Origin of the sequence: Jiangella gansuensis DSM 44835, from assembly GCF_000515395.1 — a bacterium.
GTDB classification, from domain to species: Bacteria; Actinomycetota; Actinomycetes; order Jiangellales; family Jiangellaceae; genus Jiangella; species Jiangella gansuensis.
In genome coordinates, this window is record NZ_KI911782.1 from 3,730,170 (window position 1) to 3,752,747 (window position 22,578).

Below are 22,578 nucleotides of genomic sequence, written 5' to 3' on the forward strand. Positions count from 1 at the left end.
ACGGGGACACCGTCGTGGGACGGCTGGGCGGCGGTGCGGACGAGCCGGAATACTGGCGGGTGGTCGCGGGTTGAGGCGAACAAGTTCGTTGACACGTCAACGATCTAGCCGAGAGGGAGTGACCTGAGATGCAGTTCGGGATCTTCACGGTGGGCGACGTGACCACCGATCCCACCACGGGGCGGACCCCCACCGAACACGAGCGAATCAAGGCGACGGTCGAGATCGCCAAGAAGGCCGACGAGGTCGGCCTCGACGTGTTCGCCACCGGTGAGCACCACAACCCGCCGTTCATCGCCTCGGCGCCCACCACCACGCTGGCCTATATCGGCGCTCAGACGAAGCGGATCATCCTCTCGACGGCGACGACGTTGATCACCACCACCGATCCGGTGCTGATCGCGGAGAACTACGCCAAACTGCAGCATCTGACCGACGGCCGGGTGGACCTCATGATGGGCCGCGGCAACACCGGGCCGGTGTACCCGTGGTTCGGCAAGGACATCCGCGACGGCATCGCGCTGGCGGTCGAGAACTACGCGCTGCTGCACCGGTTGTGGCGTGAGGACGTCGTCGACTGGCAGGGCCGGTTCCGCACCCCGCTGCAGGGCTTCACCTCGACACCGCGGCCGCTGGACGGCGTGCCGCCGTTCGTCTGGCACGGCTCGATCCGCAGCCCCGAGATCGCCGAGCAGGCCGCCTATTACGGCGACGGATTCTTCCACAACAACATCTTTTGGCCGATGTCGCACACGAAGCAGATGGTCGACCTCTACCGGCGCCGCTTCGAGCACTACGGTCACGGGCCGGCCGACACCGCCATCGTCGGGCTCGGCGGACAGGTGTTCATGCGCAAGAACTCGCAGGACGCCGTGCGCGAGTTCCGTCCGTACTTCGACGTCGCCCCCGTGTACGGCCACGGGCCCTCGCTGGAGGAGTTCACGGCGCAGACACCGCTCACCGTCGGCAGCCCGCAGCAGGTCATCGACCGGTATGCCGCCATGCGCGACCACGTCGGGCACTACCAGCGCCAGCTGTTCCTCATGGACCACGCCGGGCTGCCGCTGCCGACCGTCCTGGAGCAGATCGAGATCCTCGGCTCCGAGGTGGTCCCGGTGCTGCGCCGGGAGATGGCCGCCGGCCGGCCGGCGCACATCCCGGACGCGCCGACACATGCCTCCCTGGTGGCCGCCGCGGGTGGTGCGCGCGACGCGACGGTGTCCGCCGTCGACGACGTCACCGGCCGGGTCGCCGAAAACGCCGCGGAGACCACCACGGAGTCGCTGCGATGAGCCGGCGCACCCTCGCGGTCGTCTCGGCCGGCCTGCGTCAGCCGTCGTCCACCCGGCTGCTGGCCGACCGGCTGGCCGAGGTGACCGTGCGCGACCTCGCCGGCCGCGAGGTCGAGGCCGAGATCCGCGTCGTCGAACTGCGCGAGCACGCTCACGACCTCACCAACCACCTGCTCGCCGGCTTCCCGAGCCCGGCGCTGTCCAACGCCATCGACGACGTCACCACGGCGGACGGCATGATCGCGGTGTCGCCGATCTTCTCCGCGTCCTACAGCGGCCTGTTCAAGTCGTTCTTCGACGTCCTCGACACCGACGCGCTGAGCGGGATGCCAGTGCTGCTGGGCGCCACTGGCGGCACCGAGCGGCACTCGCTGGCGCTGGAGCACGCACTGCGTCCGCTGTTCGCCTACCTGCGCGCCGTCACGGTGCCGACCGCGGTCTACGCCGCCACGTCCGACTGGGGGAGCGAGAACGGCGACGGCGCCGGTGCGACGTCAGGGCTGTCCCGCCGTATCGAACGGGCCGCCGCGGAGCTGGCGGATCTGATGGCGGCCAGGCCGGCGCGCGAGCCGGCCGACCCGTTCGCCCTCCCCACATCGTTCGAGCAACTGCTGTCCGAGAACTGACGGCGAACCCCGGACCTCCCGTTGATCTTGGAGTTATCGCGGAATCAATCGGACATCACGGGCCGAGATTCTGCGGTTACTCCAAGATCAACGGCCAGGGGGATGGGTATGAGCCGGTCAGTCACTGGGCGAGCATGAGGTCGACCTGGGTCGGTGCCAGGGCGTGGTCGATGACCATGACAGCCGCGCCGATGATGCCGGCGCGGTCGCCGGTGCTGGACTGCACGATCCGCAGGTCCTGGGTGGCCAGCGGCAGCGAGCGCCGGTAGACGATCTCGCGGACCCCGGCGATGAGGTGCTCGCCGGCCTGCGACAGCGACCCGCCGATGACGATGACCGACGGGTTGAACAGGCTCACGGCCGCGGCGAGTACCTCACCGATGTCACGTCCGGCCTGGCGCAGCAACTGCAGTGCCTCGATGTTGCCGCCCCGTGCCAGCGTGACGACGTCGGCGCTGGTCTCGGCGCGGGTGCCGTTGGCGGCGAGCTTGGCCGCGATGGCCGCGCCGCTGGCGACCGCCTCCAGGCACCCGGTGTTGCCGCACCGGCAGACCACCTCGGTGCCGTGCGGCAGCTGCAGGTGGCCCATGTCGCCGGCGGCGCCCTGGGCGCCTCGGTGCAGCCGGCCGTCGCTGATCAGGCCGCTGCCGATACCGGTGGCGACCTTGACGAACATCATGTGTGGTGCGTCGCTCCACTGGGTGAAGTGCTCGCCTAGCGCCATGATGTTGACGTCGTTGTCGACCAGTGCGACGGCGCCGAAGCGGTCCTCCAGGTAACCCTGCACGTCGAAGCCGTCCCAGCCGGGCATGATGGGCGGGCTGACCGGGCGGCCGGTGGAGTGTTCGACGGGGCCGGGTAGTCCGATCCCGACGCCGAGCAGGTCGGCGGGGTCGCGGCCGGCGCGGGCGATGAGGTCGTGCCCGGCGCTGGCAACCCACGACAGCACCGGCTCCGGCCCGGAGGCCACCAGCAGCTCGTCGTAGGCCTCCGCCAGCACCTCACAGGCGAGGTCGGTGAGGGCGAGCCGGGCGTGGGTGGCGCCGATGTCGGCGGACAGCACGAACCGGGCGTTGGGGTTGAACGCGAACCGGGTGGGCGGGCGGCCGCCGGTGGACGCGGCCTTGTCGGCCGGGCCGATGAGATTACTGGCCAGCAGGGCGTCGACGCGCTGGGTGACCGTGGAGCGCGCCAGCCCGGTTTCGGCGGCGAGTTCGGCGCGGGTGCGCGGCCGGCCGTCGCGCAGCAGCTGGAACAGGGAGCCGGCGGCATACATAGAGCCGCCGTTGTCAGCCACCGCGCTGACCGGCCGCGACGTGGTGACGCGTACGCCTTCGAGCATGGCACTAGTGAAACACACCCGACTTCATTCCGTGTAGCAACAGTCTCGGTGGTAACACTCGCGCAACTTTTGCTTGACGTGCGTGCAAAAGTGCCTCTAAGTTCCTCTGCCATGGCAGTGACTCCGATCACAGAGCGCGCGTACGGCGGCGACAGCGCCCCGCCGACCCCGGGCTACCGTGCAGCGATCGTCGGAACCGGCTTCATGGGCCGGGTGCATGCCCGGGCCGTCCAGGTGGCGGGCGGCCGGGTGGTCGGGGTCGTCGGCTCCAGCACCGAGCGAGCGTCGTCGGCGCTCACGGACCTCTCGGCCGGACGCGTGTTCGCCGGCCTGGACGACATGCTCGCCGCCGACGGAGACGACCGCGTCGACGTCGTGCACGTGTGCACGCCGAACCACCTGCACGAGCCGGTGGTGCTCGCGGCGCTGGCCGCCGGCAAGCACGTGGTGTGCGAGAAGCCGCTGGCCACCTCCGCGGCGGCCGCCGCCGCGATGACCGCCGCCGCGGCCACGGCGGGCCGCGTCGCCGCCGTCCCGTTCGTCTACCGCTTCCACCCGATGGTCCGCGAGGCGCGCGAGCGGGTCCGCGCCGGTGAGGTCGGCACCATCTTCGTCGCCCACGGCAGCTACCTGCAGGACTGGCTGCTCCACCCGTCCGACGACAACTGGCGCGTCGATCCGGACCTCGGCGGACCCACCCGGGCGTTCGGCGACATCGGCTCGCACTGGTGTGACCTGCTCGAATTCGTCACCGGCGAGCGCATCATCCGGGTGTCGGCGCAGTCGTCGACCGTGAACAAGCGGCGCGGCGTCGACAGCTTGCGCAACGTCACCACCGAGGACGTCGTCGTGGTGCAGTTCGCGACCGCGTCCGGCGCCATCGGCTCGGTGGTCGTCAGCCAGGTCTCGGCGGGCCGCAAGAACCGCCTGCTGCTGGAGGTGTCGGGCTCGCACGGGTCGCTCTCGTTCGACCAGGAGAACCCGGAGCAGCTGTGGTGGGGCGGCCGCGAACGCAGCAGCCAGCTGGTCCGCGACCCGGAGACGCTGAGCTCTCCCGCAGCCCGCTACGCCCGGGTCCCGGCCGGTCACTCACAGGGTTACCAGGACTGCTTCGACGCCTTCGTCGCCGACACGCGAGCGGCCATCGGCGGCGACGCCCCGGACGGGTTGCCCACCTTCGACGACGGCCTGCGCGCAGCCCGGCTGGCCGAGGCCGTCGTCCTGTCCGCACACGAGAGCCGCTGGGTGGAGGTGCAACCGTGACCGTCGAGTCCAGCGTCGCCGGCCCGGGTGCGCAACCGGCCACGACGGTGTTGCGGATGCGGGGGATCGACAAGTCGTTCCTCGGCGTCCAGGTCCTGCACGGCGTCGACCTGGAACTGCGCGCGGGCGAGGTGCACGCGCTGATCGGCGAGAACGGTGCCGGCAAGTCGACGCTGATGAAGATCCTGGCCGGGGTTTACCAGGCGGACGGCGGCACCATCGAGCTGGACGGCCGGGAAGTCCGCTTCGAGCACCCGCTGCAGGCGCAGCAGGCAGGCGTCTCCACGGTGTTCCAGGAGTTCAACCTGCTGCCGGAGCGGACCGTCGCCGAGAACGTCTTCCTCGGCCGTGAGCCGCGCCGGCGTGGCATGGTCGATGCCGCCCGCCTGAACGCCGACACCGCGGCGCTGCTGAACGACCTCGGGCTGACCTGGCTCTCCCCGGAAGCGCGGGTGCGCTCGCTGTCGGTGGCCGGCCAGCAGGTGGTGGAGATCGTCAAGGCGCTCTCCTACGACGCGCGCATCATCTCGATGGACGAACCCACCGCCGCCCTCGCCGACGAGGAAGTGGAGCTGCTCTACCGGCTGATCGCGACCCTGCGCCAGCGTGGCGTCGCCATCCTCTACGTGTCGCACCGGTTGAAGGAGATCTTCGACCTCGCCACCCGCGTCACCATCCTCAAGGACGGCGCATTGGTGGAAACGGCCGACGCCGACCAGTTGAACACCGACGAGCTGGTCCGCAAGATGGTGGGCCGGCCCATCTCCAGCTTCTTCCCGGACAAGCTGCCCGGCAGCGAACTCGGTGACGTCCGGCTGTCCGTCACCGGCGGCGGCAACGAGCAGCTCGACGGCATCGACCTGCAGGTCCGCGCGGGTGAGATCGTCGCGCTGGCCGGGCTGCAGGGCAGCGGGCGCACCGAGATCGCGCACGCGCTCTTCGGCGTCGAACGGTTCACCCGTGGCGAGGTTCGCTTGGACGGCAAACCGGTCACGTTGCGGTCGCCGCGGCAGGCGGTCCGCGCCGGGCTGGCGCTGGTCACCGAGGACCGCAAGGCCGAGGGCCTGGTGCTCAACCAGTCGGTGGCCGCCAACGCCCGGCTGGTGCTGGACGCGGTACTGCCGCGGCGGGCCGCGCAGAGCGCCCGGCGGATCCCCGGGATCCTGTCCTCGCTGGAGCTGGCGTCCCGCGGCACCGGCCAGGAGGTGCGCTTCCTGTCCGGCGGCAACCAGCAGAAGGTGGTGCTGGCCAAGTGGCTGGCCACCGAGCCGTCGGTGATCGTGCTCGACGAACCCACCCGCGGCATCGACGTCGGCGCCAAGGAACGCGTCTACACGCTGATGCGGGAGCTGTCCGCCCAGGGTGTCGCGATCCTCATGATCTCCTCCGAGCTGCCGGAGGTCATCGGCATGGCCGACCGCATCGTCGTCCTGAGGGACGGCCGCATCGCCGGCGAGCTCCCCGCCGGTCCGGACGAGGAGACCGTCATGGCGCTGGCCACCGGCCACGAAGCCGACCTGGGCACCACCACGGAGGGAGATCGATGAGCCGGGCAGTCGCCGTCGCCGGCCGAAGCGGCACGTCGCGCCGCCGGCTCGGCTCCACCGAGATCGTCTGGCTGGCGCTGGTCGCCGTCCTGATCATCGGTGTGGTGCTCGTCGCGATCGACGGGCAGAACCTGCTGAGCACCGCGAACACCCGCGACATGCTGGCGCGCTCGAGCCTGCTGGGGTTCGTCGCCATCGGGCAGACGCTGGTCATCCTGTGCCGGTCGCTGGACCTGTCCGTGGGTTACGTGATGGCGCTGAGCAGCCTGATAGCGGCGACGACGATGAACGGCGACCCCGCACGGGTACCGCTGGCCATCGCGGCGGTGCTGGTGGTCGCCGGGCTCATCGGGCTCGGCAACGGCCTGATCATCTCGGTGCTCAAGGTCAACCCGTTCATCGCCACCCTCGGTGTCGGCCTCATCATCAAGGGCTATCTGGACACGGAATACCAGGGCCCCGCAGGTGCGGTGCCCGGCTCGTTCCAGCAGTTCGGCTTCAGCCGCATCGGCCCGGTGCCGGTGTCGACGCTGGTGATGCTCGCCGTCGCGGTCGCCGGCATCCTGTTCCTGCGCAAGACCCGCACGGGTTACCACATGTTCGCCGTCGGCGGCAGCGCGGACGTGTCGCGGCTGTCGGGCATCAGGACCGGACGGGTCATCGTCACCGCGCACGTGCTGTGCTCCATCGCGGCCGGGCTGGCCGGCCTGCTGATCGCCGCCCGGTTCGGCACCGGCAGCGCCCTGGTCTACAACTCCGGCTACGACCTGGAGTCCATCGCCGCTGTGGTGCTCGGCGGGACGCTCCTGCTGGGCGGCCGCGGCGGCATCGCGGGCACCATCGCCGGCGTGCTGATCCTGGCGGTGCTGGACACCGTGTTCAACATCCTCGAAGTCGACCCGTTCTTCAAGGACGTGCTGCGCGGCGTGATCATCGTGGCCGCGGTCGCCATCTACGCCCGCCGTCAGATCGACCGGAAAGCCAGCCGCATCCGCTTCGGCGACGACGGTGGTGGCGGCGGCGGTGCCGCCCCGCCGGGTCCGCCACCGGACGGCGGCCCCGGTCACACCGTCCCCGCGGGGACTACAGGAGGGGCGGACGATACCGACCGGCGAGCGGGGGCCGGAGGTTCCCGTGAGGCGTCGGTCCACGCTGACGGCGCTTCTGGGGATCAGTCGGGGCATCGTCCGGCCCGACACCTCGACGGCCCGGGTGGGGCGGACGACACCGACCGGCGAGCGGGGGCCGGAGGTTCCCGTGAGGCGTCGGTCCACGCTGACGGCGCTTCTGGGGATCAGTCGGGGCATCGTCCGGCCCGACACCTCGACGGCATGGGAGGTGCGCGATGACGGTCACGTCCCCGCAACCCACGCGGCGCCCGAGCGCCGGATCCCGGGCGGCCGAGGTCGCCGGCCGGTTGTTCGGCGGCGGCAGCGCGACTGTGTTCGCCCTGCTGATCGTCGTGTTCGTGTGGATCTTCATCCTCAACCCGAACTTCGCCGAGCCGCCGTCGCTGATGGCGTTCGTCAAGCAGGCGGCGCCGCTGGTGATCCTGGCTGTCGGGCAGTACTTCGTCATCGTGTCCGGCGAGTTCGACCTGTCGGTCGGGTCGCTGGTGGGTGCGCAGGTGGTCATTGCCGCCGCGCTGCTCGACGGGGAGGAGAGCCGCACGGTCCCGGTCATCCTGGTGATGCTGGCGTTCGGTGTCCTCGTCGGCCTGGTGAACGGCCTCGTCACCACGGTGCTCAAGGTGCAGTCGTTCATCACGACGCTCGGCATGATGCTGGTCCTGTACGGCGCCATCCGGTTGTGGACCGGCGGTGCGCCCACCGGCGCCCTGTCCGAGGCGTTCCGGCAGGCCGGCCGCGGCGGCATCGACATGGCCGTGGTGCGCCAACTGCCGTACGCCCTGCTGATCCTGGTCGGCATCGTCATCGTGGCGATCGCCATCATGCGCAGCTCCTACGGCCGGACGCTGATGGCGACCGGCGACAACGAACGTGCCGCCGGGTTCTCCGGCGTGCGGGTCTGGCAGGTGCGCACGCTCGCGTTCGTCCTGTCCAGCGTCATGGCGACCGTCGCCGGCATCCTGATCGGCGGCTATGCGGGCGTCACAGCTCAAGTGGGTCAAGGCCTGGAGTTCACCGCCATCACCGCGGTGGTGCTCGGCGGCGTGGTGCTCGGAGGCGGCCGTGGCACCGTCGTCGCCGCCATGGCCGGCGCGCTCACCCTCGAAGCCCTGTTCACCTTGTTCAACCAGCTCAGCATGCCGTCGACCATCCGGCCGGCGGTCCAAGGCGTGATCATCATCGCCGCGGTGGCCTACGCCGCACGTGAGAGAGCGCGACCCCGGCAGCAGCCGGACACCGCACCGGAGGCACCGGTGCCAGCACCCGAAGCGAACCAGTCCTAGCGAGAACGTCCGAGGAGGACAACGATGCGCAGATCGCGCGCTCTATTGGCAGCGTCGGCGGCAGCCGCGCTGATGCTCACCGCCTGCACCACCGATGACCCCGACGAGACCGCGGCACCGGAGGAGACCGCTGCCGCCGGTGAGGAGCCGGGCACCGAAGACGGGGGCGAGGGTGAGGAGGAACCGGCCGCCGACGGCGAGTGGTTCGTCCAGGCCGACTACGAACGCCAGCTCGCACAACGCGACATCGAGCCGGAGGGCCCGGCGGACCAGCCGTGGCTGCAGGCGATCGAGCCGGAGTACGTCGACACCACGGAGTACGCCAACCCGGAGGGCAACACGCTCTGCTTCTCCAACGCCTCCGTCAGCAACCCGTGGCGGGTCACCGGCTGGATCACCATGCAGCAGCAGGTCGAGGTGCTGCAGGCGGCCGGCGAGATCGGTGAGTTCCGGGTGTCCGACGCCGCCGACGACGACAACCAGCAGATCTCCGACATCCAGGCGTTCGTCGACGCCGGCGACTGCAACGCGATCATCATCTCGCCGTCGACGACGGCCACCCTCACCCCGGCGGTGGAGGCGGCCTGCGCCAGCGGCGTGCCGGTCATCGTGTTCGACCGCGGTGTCAACACCGACTGCATGGTGACGTTCATCCACCCGATCGGCGGCTACGCCTACGGTGCGGACGGCGCGGAGTTCCTGGTCGAGAACCTGGAGCCCGGGTCGACGGTGCTGGCGCTGCGCATCCTGCCCGGCGTCGACGTGCTGGAGCACCGGTGGGCAGCGGCGCAGGAGATCTTCGCCGACAGTGAGCTGGAGATCCTCGGCGACGAGTTCACCGGCGGCGACGGCGCGCAGATCAAGACCCTGGTCACCCAGTACCTGCAGCGCGGTGAGGTCGACGGCATCTGGATGGACGCCGGCGACGGCGCCGTCGCGGCCGTCGAGGCGTTCGAGGACACGGGCAACGACTACCCGGTCATGGTCGGTGAGGACGAGTTGAGCTTCATGCGCAAGTGGCAGGAGACCGGCATGACCGCGATCGCGCCGGTGTACTCGAACTTCCAGTGGCGCACCCCGATCCTCGCCGCGACCATGATCTGGGCCGGCGAGCAGGTGCCGAGCGAGTGGGTGCTCCCGCAGGCGCCCATCACCGACGCGGACCGGGACGAGTTCCTCGACCGCAACGCCGAGATGCCTAGCCTGCACTACGCCAAGTTCGGCGGCGAGGACCTGCCCGGTTACCCGTCCGCCTGGCAGGACCGCTGACGCACCGCCCCGTCCCCGTCACCTGACGCGCCACCTCGTCGCCCCCACCCAGGTTGATCTTGGAGTTGTTCGGCGAATCCCGGGCGATTTGTCCGGGCGATACCCGAACAACTCCAAGATCAACGGGGTGATGGCGGCGGGAGCGGTGCAGGCGAAAGGAGCACGATCGATGACTCGACTCCTCGGGGTCAACACCTGGGTGTGGACGTCGCCGCTCACCGACGCGTCGCTCGCCGAGCTGGCCCCGCGCATCAAGGACTGGGGTTTCGACGTCGTCGAGCTGCCGGTCGAGAACCCGGGCGACTGGGACCCCGCCCAGGCGGCGAAACTGCTCGGCGAACTCGACCTCGCGGCCACGGTCACCCTCGTCATGGGGCCGGGCCGCGAACTGGTGGCAACCGACGACACGACCGTCCGGGCCACCCGCGACTATCTCCGCCACGTGGTGGACGTCGCGGCGGCGGTCGGGTCCGCGGTGATCGCTGGTCCCGCCTACGCCTCGGTCGGCCGGACCTGGCGCATGAGCGAGGACCAGCGCCGGGTCCGCTACAGCGAGCTGCGCGACGGGTTGGCGCCCGTCGTCGAGCACGCTGTGAGCGCCGGCGTCACGGTCGCGGTCGAGCCGTTGAATCGATACGAGACCAGCCTGCTGAACACCGTCGACCAGGCCATGGAGGCGCTCAGCGACCTGCCTGCCGCCGGCTGCGGCCTGGCACTCGACGTGTACCACATGAATATCGAGGAGCAGTCCGTTCCGGACGCGATCCGCCGGGCCACCGGCCGGATCGCGCACGTGCAGGTCTGCGCGAACGACCGCGGCGCCCCCGGCGCCGACCACCTCGACTGGCCCGCCATCCTGGCCGCACTCGACGCGGCCGGGTACGACGGGCCGCTGGTGATCGAGTCGTTCACGGCCGACAACGCGACCATCGCCACGGCCGCCTCGATCTGGCGGCCGCTGGCCGCGAGCCAGGACGCCATCGCCGTCGACGGCCTGTCCTTCCTGAAGGGAGTGATGCAGGACCGGACCTAGCGCGAAAGCAGTTCAACCAGTCACTTCGCTCTCACCTGAGAAGCGCAGGTCAACCAGTCACTTCGGTTTCACCTGAGAAGCGCAGTTCAACCGGCGGCGCCGGCACGCCGCGGGGTTTCAGCAGCATCGTCGCTCTTTCCCCTGGAGGAACCCCCTGATGATCGTCGCTCTACGCCAACGGTGGGCCCGGCTGTTAGCCGTGGCACTCGCCGCCGTGCTGGCGATACCGCTGCTCACCGCGATGCCGTCGTCGGCGCACGACGGAGAACACGGTGACGCGCACGTGCTGATCTTCACCAAGACGACCCAGTTCCGGCACACCGAGGCGATCACGCAAGGTGTGCCGGTGCTCGAGGCCGCCTTCGAGGCCGCCGGCATCACGTCCGAACACACCGAGGACTCCTCGATCTTCAACGACGAGGACCTCTCCCACTTCGACGCCCTGGTCATGTTCCAGGCCTCCGGCGACCCGTGGACCGCCGACGAGAAGGCCGCACTGGAGCGTTACCAGCAGGCCGGCGGCGGCATCGTCGCCATCCACAACGCCGCCGACATGCGCGGCAACTATGCCTGGTGGGACAACCTCGTCGGCTCGCTCATGCCGGGCCACGCCGCCACCGGCACCAGCCCGGGCCTGCCCGGCACCGTTCGCATCGAGGACCAGACCCACGCCTCCACGACCCACCTTCCGCAGCGGTGGGAGCGCGCTGACGAGTGGTACAACTTCTCGACGAACGTCCGCGGCACCGCGCACGTCCTGGCCACCATGGACGAGACGACGTACAACCCGGGCAGCAACGCCATGGGCTACGACCACCCGATCTCCTGGTGCAAGCCGTACGACGGCGGCCGCGCGTGGGTGACCGCGATGGGTCACTTCGGCGCCCACTACACGCAGGAGCCGGACTTCGTCCAGCACATCGTCGGTGGCGTGCAGTGGGCCGCCGGCGTGGTCGAGAGCGACTGCGGCGGCACCGTGTGGGACCAGTTCGAACGGGTCCCGCTGGACCAGAACACCAGCGCGCCGTTCGCCATCGACGTCGCACCCGACGGCCGCGTCTTCTTTACCGAGCTGGTGCGCGGCCAGATCCGCGTGTACGACCCGAGCACCCAGACGACGTCGACGGCCGTCACCATTCCGGTGTACTCCGGCGGCGAGGACGGCCTGCTGGGCATCGCGGTGCACCCGGACTTCGAACAGAACGGGCACCTGTTCGTGTACTACTCGCCGGCCAGCTCGAACGACAGCGACCCGGCGAACTTCTTCAGCCGGGTCTCGCGCTTCACCGTCGGTGAGAGCTCGCAGATCGACCCCGCCTCCGAGGTCGTCGTGCTCGAGGTGCCGGCCCGCCGGTTGCCTGACGAGCCCGGCCACACCGGCGGCGGCCTGGCCTTCGACGCCGACGGCAACCTGTACCTCGGCGTCGGCGACGACGTGAACCCGCACTCGGAGCCCTCGGGCGGTTACGCACCGCTGTCCGAGCGCGACGGGACGTTCCACGACGCTCGCGAGACCTCCGCCAACACGAACGACCTGCGCGGCAAGCTGCTGCGCATCCACCCGGAGCCGGACGGCAGCTACACCATTCCCGAGGGCAACATGTTCGCCCCGGGCACGCCGAACACGCTCCCGGAGATCTACGCGATGGGCTTCCGCAACCCGTTCCGGTTCTCCATCGACCCGGAGACCGGCTGGGTGGGCGTGGCCGACTATGGTCCCGACAACAGCAGCAACAACCCCAACCGTGGCCCCGCCGGCATGGTCGAGTGGAACCTCATCAAGGAGCCGGGCTTCTACGGCTGGCCGCTGTGCATCGGGCCGAACGAGCCGTACCGGGACGTCGACTACCGCACCAACCCGGTCACCGTCGGCGACTACTTCGACTGCGCCAACCCGGTCAACGACTCCGTCCGCAACACCGGCCTGACCGAGCTCCCGCCGGCACAGGAACCGGAGCTCTACTACGGCTACCAGACGTCCTCGGTCCCGGGTGTCATCCCGGCCGGCGGCGGTCTGGCGCCGATGGGCGGCCCGTTCTACGACTACGACCCGAACCTGGAATCGGACACGAAGTTCCCGGAGTCGTACGACGGCAAGCCGTTCTTCTACGAGTGGGCGAAGAACAAGCTCTACTCGATCGACCTGAACGAGGAGACCGGCGGGCTGGAGAAGATCAACCCGTTCCTGCCGGGCGAGCCGTGGATGGCCCCGATCGACTCCAAGTTCGGCCCCGAAGGCTCGATGTACGTGCTCGACTGGGGTGGCGGCTTCGGCCGCGACAACCCGAACTCGGGGCTGTACCGGGTCGACTACGTCTCCGGCTCCCGCTCGCCGGTCGCGCACGCGGCGGCGACACCGGACTCGGGCCACGCTCCGTTGACGGTGCAGTTCGACGGCAGCACCAGCACCGACCCGGAGGACGAGGAGCTCACGTACGCGTGGGACTTCGACGACGACGGCACGGTCGACTCAACCGAGGTGCAGGCTAGCCACACCTACACCGAGAACGGCGTCTACAACGCCCGGCTCACCGTGACCGACCCGCACGGCAAGACCGGCACCACCACGGTGCCGATCACGGTCGGGAACACCCGGCCCGAGGTCGAGTTCAACCTGCCGCCCGACGGCGCGTTCTTCGACTTCGGCGACGAGATCAGCTGGGACGTCAGCGTCACCGACGCCGAGGACACCGAGATCGCCGACGAGGACATCGTCATCCAGCCGGCGCTCGGCCACGACGATCACCCACACCCGGCCGACCCGATGAGCGGACGGACCGGATCGGTGGTGACGGCGCTGGGCGGCGGTCACAGCGAGGACATGAACGTCTTCTATATCCTCAACGCCCGCTACACCGACCGCGGCGGCGCCGGCGGCATCCCGGCACTGGCCGGCGAGGACACGTCCCTGCTGTTCCCGAAGCAGCGGGAGGCGGAGTTCTTCAAGCGCGCCGAGGGCGTCACCACCAGCTCCTCGCGTGACATCGAGGGGCACGGAGACGCCATCACCGGCCAGGACGGCGCCTGGGCGGCGTACGAGCCGGTGAGCCTGCACAACGTCGACGCGCTCGTCCTGCGGGCATCGTCGGTCGCGGGTGGCCCGATCGAACTGCGCAGGGACGCGCCGGACGGCGAGCTGATCGGCACCGCGGAGGTACCGGCCACCGGCTCGGCCGCCTACGCGGACGTCTCCGTCGCCGTGGAGGACCCGGGTGAGAGCTTCACCCTCTACGCGGTCTTCCCGGGTGCGGGCGAGCGTCGGCTGAACTTCATCGAGGCCGACGGCAAGGGCGCCTCGCCGACGTCGAAGCCGAAGGTGGCCGTCACCGCGCCGACCCCGGCCGACGAGCTGGAGCCCGGCGAGATCACCGTCACGGCGGACGCCAGCGACGCGGAGAACACCATCACCCAGGTGGAGTTCTTCGCCGACGGCGAGTCGATCGGCGTCGACACGGAGACGCCGTACGAGGTGACCTGGACGGTCGCGGAGGAGCAGCGGTACCGGCTCACCGCGGTCGCCACCAACGACCTCGGCGTCAGCACGACGTCGCGGATCGTCCAGGTGGAGGTCGGCGACCTGTTCGGCGACTGGTTGACGTTCTCGCACCCCGCCGCGAACGGCGTGTTCGACCGTCCGGACGCTGACACCTGGGTCGTGGAGTCCGGCGGCGGCAACATGTGGCAGGGGACCGACGAGTACAGCGCCGTCTACCTGCCGGGTGCCGCCGGTGAGCAGTGGACCGCCACGGCGAAGGTCGAGAGCCTGGTCAACACCAACAACTCGGCCAAGGCCGGCCTGATCGTCCGCAACGATGTCACGCAGCCGGGGGTCTCACCCGGGTACGCGGCGATGACGATGCGCGCGGGGTCGGGCTTCGAGTGGCTGCGCGACACCGACGGCAACGGTCAGCTCGACGCCAGTACCGGGGCCAGCACCAACGGCTTCCCGGCCTGGGTACGGATCGTCCGCGACGGCGACCAGTACACGTCGTACTGGAGCAAGGACGGCGAGACGTTCACGGCGGTGGGCGAGCCGGTGACCCTGACCGGTGCGGCGGACGTGCAGGACATCGGCCTCGCGGTCACCGCGCACAGCGGCTCCGCGCGGACCACGGCGGTGTTCAGCGACTTCACGCTGGTCGACGGCACCCCCGGGCCCGACCCGGAGCCGGAGCAGCCGCCGGTCTGCCTGATCACCGGGACCGACCAGTTCGACGGCTCCACGCTGGACACCAAGCGTTGGACGACGGTCCGCAACGCCGACGGTCTCCCGGTGTCCGTGGCCGACGGCGGACTGGTGCTGCCGGTCACCAACGGCGACATCAACGAGGCGGTCGCCGGGCCGATCAGCTACGTGGGCCAGCCGGCCCGGGCCGGGGAGTGGACCGTCGAGACCGCGGTCTCGCTGGAGCACACCCGCGAGTGGCAGCACGCCGGACTGCTGATGCACGGCAGCGACGACGACTACGTCAAGCTGGCGTTCACCCGCAACAACTCCGGCGGCCGGCTCCTGGAGTTCCAGACCGAAGCGGGCGGCACCCGGACCTGGCACGCCAACGTGACCCTGCCGGCGGACTTCCCGTCGACGGCGCACCTGCGGCTGGCCAGTGACGGGACGCAGCTCACGGCCGCGTACTCCGCCGACGGTGAAACGTGGGTGGACCTGGCCGGCGCCGCGCAGGTGATCGAGAACTCGACGATCGGCCTGATGGCCGCGGGTGACACCGCCGCCCACGAGGTCGACGCCGTGTTCGACCACTTCACCATCACCCCCGACGTGGACGACGACGGCGTCCGGGAGCCCAGTGACGAGTTCGACGGCAGCGCCATCGACGGCTGCCGGTGGAACGCCGTGGTGCGTTACGACTCGTCGAAGGTCGGGCTGGCCGACGGCCAGCTGCGGATCGAGACCCAGCCGGGAGACATCAACGGCGCCGCGAACGAGGACCCGCGCAACTTCATCCTGCAGAAGGTCCCCGACGGCGACTGGACGATCGAGACCAGGCTGACGCCGACGATGCTGCACCAGTGGCAGCTGGCCGGCTTCATGGTCTACGGCGACGACGACAACTACGTGAAGTTCGACGTCGTCGCCCAGAACGCCGCCGGCGGGGCCACGAACCTGCACGCCGAGCTCGTGTCGGAGAAGGGCGGCCAGTTCGGCAACGGCGGCAACCGGAACATCGACATCCCCGAGACCAGCGAGAGCGGCTGGTTCTACCTGCGGCTGACGAAGAGCGGCGACACCTACGCCGCCGAGATCAGCGACGGCGGAGTGAACTGGACGTCTCTCGGTGACCCGGTCACGAACGACGCCGAGCTGACGTCGTTCGGCCTGATGGCGATCGGTCCGGAGCAGACGCAGCCGGTCACCGTGGCGTTCGACTACTTCCGGGTCACGACGGAGCAGCCGGACACAACGCCGCCGGTGATCACCGTCACCGGGGTCGAGGACGCCGGTGTCTACGATCTGGCCACTCCGCTCGAGTTGGGCGCCACGGCGACGGACGACGTGTCCGGTGACGTGCCCGCCACGCTCACGCTCGACGGGCAGCCGGTCGAGAACCCGGAGACGGTCACACCGTCGCTCGGCGCCCACGAACTGGTCGCCGCGGCGACGGACGAGGCCGGCAACGTCGCGGAGGTGACGGTCTCCTTCGAGGTGGTCGCCACCTACGACGGCGCCCGGGCGCTGGTCCAGCGCTACCGGGAGGACGGGACCGTCAACCGGAACCAGTCCGTGCAGCTGACCACGCACCTGACCAACGCCGAGCGGTTGGCCGGTCAAGGCGTCACGACCGGTGCCAACACCTCGCTGGACCGGTACGTCGCGGTCGCGGAGGGGGTGACGGACGACGACGCTCGCGGCTGGCTGCTGGCCTACGCCGACGCGCTGCGAGCACAGCTGTAACAGCACCACGGTGATCGACAGGGGGTCACGACCCCTATGGAGGTACTGGCCCCCTGTCGATCACCGGCACCACCGATCGGGCCGATCACGGGGAACGAGGGCGCGCACGTCAGTACACGTTCGAGGGAGGCACTGGTGCCACACCATCCGAGAACCTCACGATCACTCGCCCGCGGCGTTGCCGTCGCCGCGGCCGGAGCTCTGCTCCTGCCGCTCGGCGCGACGGCGACCTCATCGGCGACGACAGTCCCATCGGCCGAATCCGCCGAGTCCGTCGTCGAACCGCTGCACGACGGCGCTCACGTGCTCGTCTTCTCCAAGACCGCCGGCTTCCGGCACGACTCCATCCCGGCCGGCATCGCGGCCATCGAGGAACTGGGCGCGGAGCACGGTTTCGAGGTGACCGCGACGGAGGACGCCGCGGCGTTCACGGCCGACAACCTGGCCCAGTACGACGCCGTCGTCTGGCTGTCCACGACCGGTGACGTCCTGAACGACGAGCAGCAGGCCGCGTTCGAGGAGTACATCGCGGCCGGCGGCGGATACGCCGGCGTGCACGCGGCGGCGGACACCGAGTACGACTGGCCCTGGTACGGCGAGCTGGTCGGCGCCTACTTCGACTCGCACCCGCAGATCCAGCCGGCCACCGTCACGGTCGCCGACCGCGTGCACCCGTCCACGGCCGGCCTGCCGCAGCGGTGGGAACGCACCGACGAGTGGTACAACTACCAGACCAACCCGCGTGGCGACGTGCACGTCCTGGCCACGCTCGACGAGGACTCCTACGATGCCGGCGGCGGCGCGATGGGTCTCGACCACCCGATCGCCTGGTGCCACGACTACGAGGGCGGCCGGTCCTGGTACACCGGCGGCGGCCACACCCAGGAGTCGTTCGCGGAGCCGGCGTTCCGCGAGCACCTGCTCGGCGGCATCCTGACCGCGGCGGGCCAGGTCCCCGCCGACTGCGGCGCCACCGTCGAGCAGAACTTCGACCAGATCACGCTGGCTCGAGGGCCGGAGGAGATGGGCGAGCCGATGGGCGTCGCGGTGCTTCCCGACGGCAGCGCCCTGCACACCTCGCGCGACGGCCGCGTCCTCTACACCGCGGCCGCGGGGGAGACGACGCTCGCCGCACAGGTCCCGGTCTACGACTTCCGCGAGGACGGGATGCAGGGCATCGCACTCGACCCGGACTTCGAGACCAACGGCTGGGTGTACCTCTACTACTCGCCGGTGCTGGACACCCCGGACGGCGAGGTCGCGCACAGCAGCCTCGACCCGGCCGTCTGGGAAGCATACGAGGGACACAACAACCTGTCCCGGTTCCGGTTCGCCGACGGCGTCCTGGACCTCGCCTCGGAGCAGGTGATCCTGCAGGTGCCGCAGGACCGTGGCAACTGCTGCCACCACGGCGGCGACATCGACTTCGACGCCGACGGCAACCTCTACCTGTCCACCGGTGACGACACCGACCCGTTCGAGTCCAACGGGTACACGCCCACCGACGACCGGGTCGACCGGGCGCCGCAGTTCGACGCCCGCCGCACCTCCGGCAACACCAACGACCTGCGCGGCAAGGTGCTGCGGATCACCGTGCAGGAGGACGGCTCCTACACCGTCCCGGACGGCAACCTGTTCGCTCCCGGCACGGAGGGCACCTTGCCGGAGATCTACGCGATGGGGTTCCGCAACCCGTTCCGCATCAGCGTCGACCAGGAGACCGGTGACGTCTGGGTCGGCGACTACGGCCCGGACTCCGGCAGCGCGGGCCGCTACGGCCCCGCGGGCCAGGTCGAGTTCAACCGGGTCACCGAGCCGGGCAATTTCGGCTGGCCGTACTGCACCGGCTACAACACGCCGGAGGAGACGTACGTCGACCGCGACTTCACCGCGTACTACGGCATCAACCCGCACACCGGGCAACAGGACCCCAACAACGGCGCCAACGATCCCATCGGCGCGAAGTTCGACTGCGCCGGCGGCCCGGTCAACGACTCACGGCTCAACACCGGCCTCGACACCGTCCCGCCCGCCGAGCCGGCGTGGATCGCCTACAACGCCGGGTCGGTGCCGGAGTTCGGCACCGGCAGCGAGTCGCCGATGGGCGGCCCGGTCTACCGCTACGACCCGGACCTGGAGTCCGACACCAAGTTCCCCGAGTACTACGACGGGCAGTTCTTCGCGTACGAGTTCGGCCGCCGCTGGATCAAGAACATCGGCGTGGCCGAGGACGGGACGTCGCTGTCCATCGAACCGTTCTCCGACGTCGTCACCAACACCCAGCTCATGGACCTGGAGTTCGGCCCGGAGGGCTCGCTGTACGTGCTCGACTACGGCACCGGGTACTTCGGCGGCGACCAGAACTCCGCGCTGTACCGGATCGACTACGTCAAGGGCACCCGGTCGCCGTCGGCGATCGCCACCGCCAGCCCGACCTCCGGGCCGGCACCGCTGACCGTCGAGTTCTCCGCCGCGGGATCCGACGACCCCGACCCCGGCGACACCATCACGTACGCCTGGGACTTCGACGGCGACGGCGTCGTCGACAGTACGGACGAGGAGGCGTCGCACACCTACACCGAGAACGGCGAGTACACCGCCCGGCTCACCGTGACCGACCAAGCCGGGCTCGAGGGCGTCGCGACGGTGCACATCGTCGTCGGCAACACCGCACCGGTGATCGAGTTCGTGCAGCCGCCCAACGGCGGCATGTTCAGCTTCGGCGAGGACGTCTCGTTCGAGGTCTCGGTCACCGACCCGGACGGGCAGCCGGTCGACTGCGCCGACGTCGAGGTCACCTTCGCGTTGGGGCATGACCAGCACACGCACGGCGGCGAGAGCGTCAACGGCTGCTCCGGCACCCTCCCGACCGGCACCGACGGCTCGCACGGCACGAACGACAACATCTTCGGGCTGCTGCTGGCCGAGTACACCGACACTCCGCCCTCGCCGGACACCGTCCCGGTGACCGGTAGCGCGGAGTTGATCCTGCAGCCGAAGCACCGGCAGGCCGAGCACTTTTCCGCGCAGAGCGGCGTCCAGGTGGTCAGCCACGGCGGAGCCGAGGGCGGCGCCCGGGTCGGGTACATCGAGCCCGGCGACTGGATCGCGTTCGAGCCGTGGAACCTGGCCGGGATCAGGTCGGTCGCCCTGCGGGTGTCGGCCGGCGGCCCGGGCGGCACCGTCGAGCTGCGGATGGGCGCACCCGATGGTCCGCTCGCGGCCGTCGTGGACGTGCCGCACACGGGCAGCCCGGACAACTACGTGGACCTCGAGCCGGTACCGGTCACCGACCCCGGTGGCACCGACACGCTGTACCTGGTCTTCCAGGGCACCGGCGGCGGGCTGATGGACATCGACGCGATGACGTTCAGCACTTCGGCCGGCGTCTGCGAGGACCCGGGCGCCGAGGTCGACCCGAACGACGAGTTCGACGGCGACGCCCTGGACCGGTGCCGGTGGGCGACGATCCTGCGGCCGGACCCGGAGCACCTGACGGTCGCGGACGGCCAGCTGCGGATCGACGCGCTGGAGGGTGACATGCACGCCGGTAACACCAGCGCCGCGAACATCGTCCTGCAGAACGTGCCGGACCCGGCGGCCGGGTTCGAGGCGTCGACCCAGCTCTCGCTGCCGGCCGGCGGCGACTACGAACAGGCCGGGCTGCTGGTCCACGCCGGCGATCAGAACTTCGCCAAGGCGGTCCTGATCAACGTCCCGGGGCTGGGCTGGCGGTTCGAGTTCGGCATGACTACCGGCGGCCAGGCGGTCTTCGACGCCGCGCTGGACCGCTCCGGCGAGCTGCCCGCCGCCATCACCGAGAACGCGCACGTCAAGGTGGTCAGCAACGGCCACACCCTGACGGCGTACTGGTCGGCCGACGGTGCGGAGTGGACGGCGTTCGGGCGGCCGCGCCCGATGTCGGCGCTGCCGAACCCGAAGGTGGGTCTCGGCGCGTACAACGGCGTCGGCCAGACCGCGGCGTTCGAGCACTTCCACCTCGGCGAGGCGCCGACGACGCAGTGCGAGCCGACGGCGCCCGAGGCCGGCTATCGCAGCCTGTTCGACGGTACGGCGGCCAGCCTGGCGGACTGGGGGATGGCCGGTCCGGGCGGGTTCCACCACACCGACTGTGAGCTGCTGTCGTACGGCGGGCTCGGCCTGTACTGGTATCAGGCTGACTCGTTCGAGGACTACAGCCTGAAGTTGGACTGGATGATGCCGGGGGATGACAACTCCGGTGTGTTCGTGGGGTTCCCGGATCCGGGTGAGGACCCGTGGGTGGCGGTCGAGCAGGGTCATGAGATCCAGATCGATGCCACGGATGCTGCGGACCGGACGACGGGTGCGGTGTATGCGTTCCAGTCGGCGGATATCGCGGCGCGTGATGCGGCGTTGAATCCGCCGGGGGAGTGGAACGAGTTCGAGATCGTCGTGCAGGGTGACCGGATCCGGGTTTACCTGAACGGTGCATTGATCAACGATTACACCGATACTGATCCGAATCGGATGAACCAGCCGAGTTTCGTCGGTATCCAGAACCACGGCAACGGCGACGACGTGTACTTCCGCAACATCCGGATCCAGGAGTACACGTTCGAAGCCGCGGCCGGCCTCGTCGGCGACCTGTACGACGCGGGCGACCTCAACCGCTCGCAGGAGCGTCAGCTGCTGCAGCACCTGTCCATGGCCGAGCGGCTGGCCGGCGACGGCCTGACCGCCCGCGCCGGCGAGTCCCTCGATCGGTACGAGGCGGTCGCGTCCCGCGTGGCCGACGAGTCCGTCCGGGCCGAGCTACTGGAGATGGGCGAGGCCCTGCGGGCCCGTCTGTGAGCCGTGATCACCAGGGGGCCGTCGTGCCCCCGTGGCGGCCCCCTGGTGATCACCTGAGAAAGGAGACGTCACCGTGCCGACTCAACGTCCTGCGAGCGTGGCGAACCGACGCGACGGATCTCGGAGACCGAGCGGACGCGGTGGCCGGGCGACCGGTGCCGGCCGGTCGCCGTCCCCGGCGCCGGGGCAGGTGGCCCCGTCCCGGCGCCGGGCCTTCTGGATCGCCGCCCTCGTCGCTCTGGTGGCCCTGAACATCGTGCTGGCGACGCTGGTGCTGTCCGGAGGTGGCGACGACGACGACCCGTTGGCCTCGCGGGTGGCTGAGCTTGAAGCCGAGGAGGAAGCCCGCAACGCCGAGGTCGTCACCGAGCTCACCCAGCAGGCCACCGCGGCGCACCACGCGCTGTTGTCGCTGATGGAGGGCATGCACGGCGTGCTGCCGGCCGAAGGAGCCCCGTCGGCGACCCCGGCCACGGCCACCGACATCGCCGGCTGGCGGGCCGCCGTCGACGAAGCCACCGCCACGTTCGGTGAGCCGCCGTCGGCGTCCACCGAGGTCAACGTCACGCGCAACGGTCTCGTGCTCGCCGTCGACCTGCTCCGGTCGGCGGTGACGGCGTACGAGTCCGCGGTGGCGACGCCCGCGGGGGACCAGCAGGACACGCTGCTCACCCTGGCGTCGGACCTGCGCACCCAGGCCGTCGGCGCCTGGGCGGTGGCAGCGACCCAACTCGACGTGCTGAACATCGACGCGGGCAACGGTCACGTCCACATCAATCTGCCGATCCGCCCCGGCGAGGAGACCGACCCGCACAGCCTCGACGTCCCCAGCACCACCGAGGGCGACGTCGCCGAAGGAGGCGCCCACGGTTCCCACCACCAGTGACCGCCAACCGCCCCGAAATGATCACGTGGCGTTGGGGTGTTCACCCTCCACCACCCATGCTTGCCTGGGGAACCGGGAGCAATCATGGTGATGGCTCGCTCACTCATTTGCGTGTCGCATGCGGAACTTTCGATGCGGCGCGGCGAAAGCATGGCACGATGGG

The 22,578-nt window shown here is 70.1% G+C and carries 11 protein-coding genes and 1 pseudogene; 11 read left to right on the forward strand and 1 reads right to left on the reverse strand.

From position 1 onward, the window contains the following. Window positions 1–128 precede the first annotated feature (128 nt). The gene (locus JIAGA_RS0117620; protein WP_026876690.1) at window positions 129–1,292 is read left to right on the forward strand and encodes an LLM class flavin-dependent oxidoreductase; all 1,164 of its coding nucleotides are present in this window, start codon (window positions 129–131) and stop codon (window positions 1,290–1,292) included. Continuing rightward, a complete protein-coding gene (locus tag JIAGA_RS0117625; RefSeq protein WP_026876691.1) occupies window positions 1,289–1,918 on the forward strand; it encodes an FMN reductase in 630 nt (209 codons plus the stop codon). Before JIAGA_RS0117620 ends, JIAGA_RS0117625 begins: the two co-directional genes overlap by 4 nt. Window positions 1,919–2,039: 121 nt before the next feature. Here JIAGA_RS0117625 and JIAGA_RS0117630 read toward each other — a convergent pair whose 3' ends face one another. Then, window positions 2,040–3,260 (reverse strand): ROK family transcriptional regulator, encoded by a 1,221-nt coding sequence (locus JIAGA_RS0117630; RefSeq protein ID WP_026876692.1) that lies wholly within the window; start codon window positions 3,258–3,260, stop codon window positions 2,040–2,042. A 111-nt stretch (window positions 3,261–3,371) separates the two neighbouring features. On the opposite strand from JIAGA_RS0117630, the gene JIAGA_RS0117635 reads away from it, so the two are divergent. The 9 genes and pseudogenes from JIAGA_RS0117635 (at window position 3,372) to JIAGA_RS30560 (ending at window position 22,415) form a co-directional block, all read left to right on the forward strand. Continuing rightward, the gene (locus JIAGA_RS0117635) at window positions 3,372–4,523 is read left to right on the forward strand and encodes a Gfo/Idh/MocA family protein (protein WP_084469763.1); all 1,152 of its coding nucleotides are present in this window, start codon (window positions 3,372–3,374) and stop codon (window positions 4,521–4,523) included. Window positions 4,524–4,579: 56 nt separating this feature from the next. Next, window positions 4,580–6,070, forward strand: a complete 1,491-nt coding sequence (locus JIAGA_RS30540) for an ATP-binding cassette domain-containing protein (protein WP_051426684.1) — start codon at window positions 4,580–4,582, stop codon at window positions 6,068–6,070. Continuing rightward, window positions 6,067–7,167, forward strand: a pseudogene (locus JIAGA_RS30545) (ABC transporter permease); the annotation flags it as partial. The gene JIAGA_RS30540 and the pseudogene JIAGA_RS30545, both read left to right, overlap by 4 nt. Before the next feature lie 248 nt (window positions 7,168–7,415). Beyond that, window positions 7,416–8,483, forward strand: a complete 1,068-nt coding sequence (locus tag JIAGA_RS0117650; protein ID WP_026876694.1) for an ABC transporter permease — start codon at window positions 7,416–7,418, stop codon at window positions 8,481–8,483. Between the two features lie 24 nt (window positions 8,484–8,507). Further along, window positions 8,508–9,752 carry a substrate-binding domain-containing protein gene (locus JIAGA_RS0117655; protein WP_026876695.1) on the forward strand — a complete coding sequence of 415 codons (1,245 nt, stop codon included), beginning with the start codon at window positions 8,508–8,510 and terminating at the stop codon, window positions 9,750–9,752. 169 nt (window positions 9,753–9,921) lie between these two features. Continuing rightward, a complete protein-coding gene (locus tag JIAGA_RS0117660) occupies window positions 9,922–10,785 on the forward strand; it encodes a sugar phosphate isomerase/epimerase family protein (RefSeq protein WP_026876696.1) in 864 nt (287 codons plus the stop codon). A gap of 157 nt (window positions 10,786–10,942) precedes the next feature. Continuing rightward, window positions 10,943–16,696 (forward strand): ThuA domain-containing protein, encoded by a 5,754-nt coding sequence (locus tag JIAGA_RS33245; protein ID WP_051426220.1) that lies wholly within the window; start codon window positions 10,943–10,945, stop codon window positions 16,694–16,696. Window positions 16,697–16,831: 135 nt separating this feature from the next. Then, window positions 16,832–21,529 carry a ThuA domain-containing protein gene (locus tag JIAGA_RS30555; protein ID WP_051426221.1) on the forward strand — a complete coding sequence of 1,566 codons (4,698 nt, stop codon included), beginning with the start codon at window positions 16,832–16,834 and terminating at the stop codon, window positions 21,527–21,529. Between the two features lie 97 nt (window positions 21,530–21,626). Continuing rightward, window positions 21,627–22,415, forward strand: a complete 789-nt coding sequence (locus JIAGA_RS30560) for a hypothetical protein (RefSeq protein WP_157553277.1) — start codon at window positions 21,627–21,629, stop codon at window positions 22,413–22,415. The last annotated feature ends 163 nt before the right edge of the window (window positions 22,416–22,578 follow it).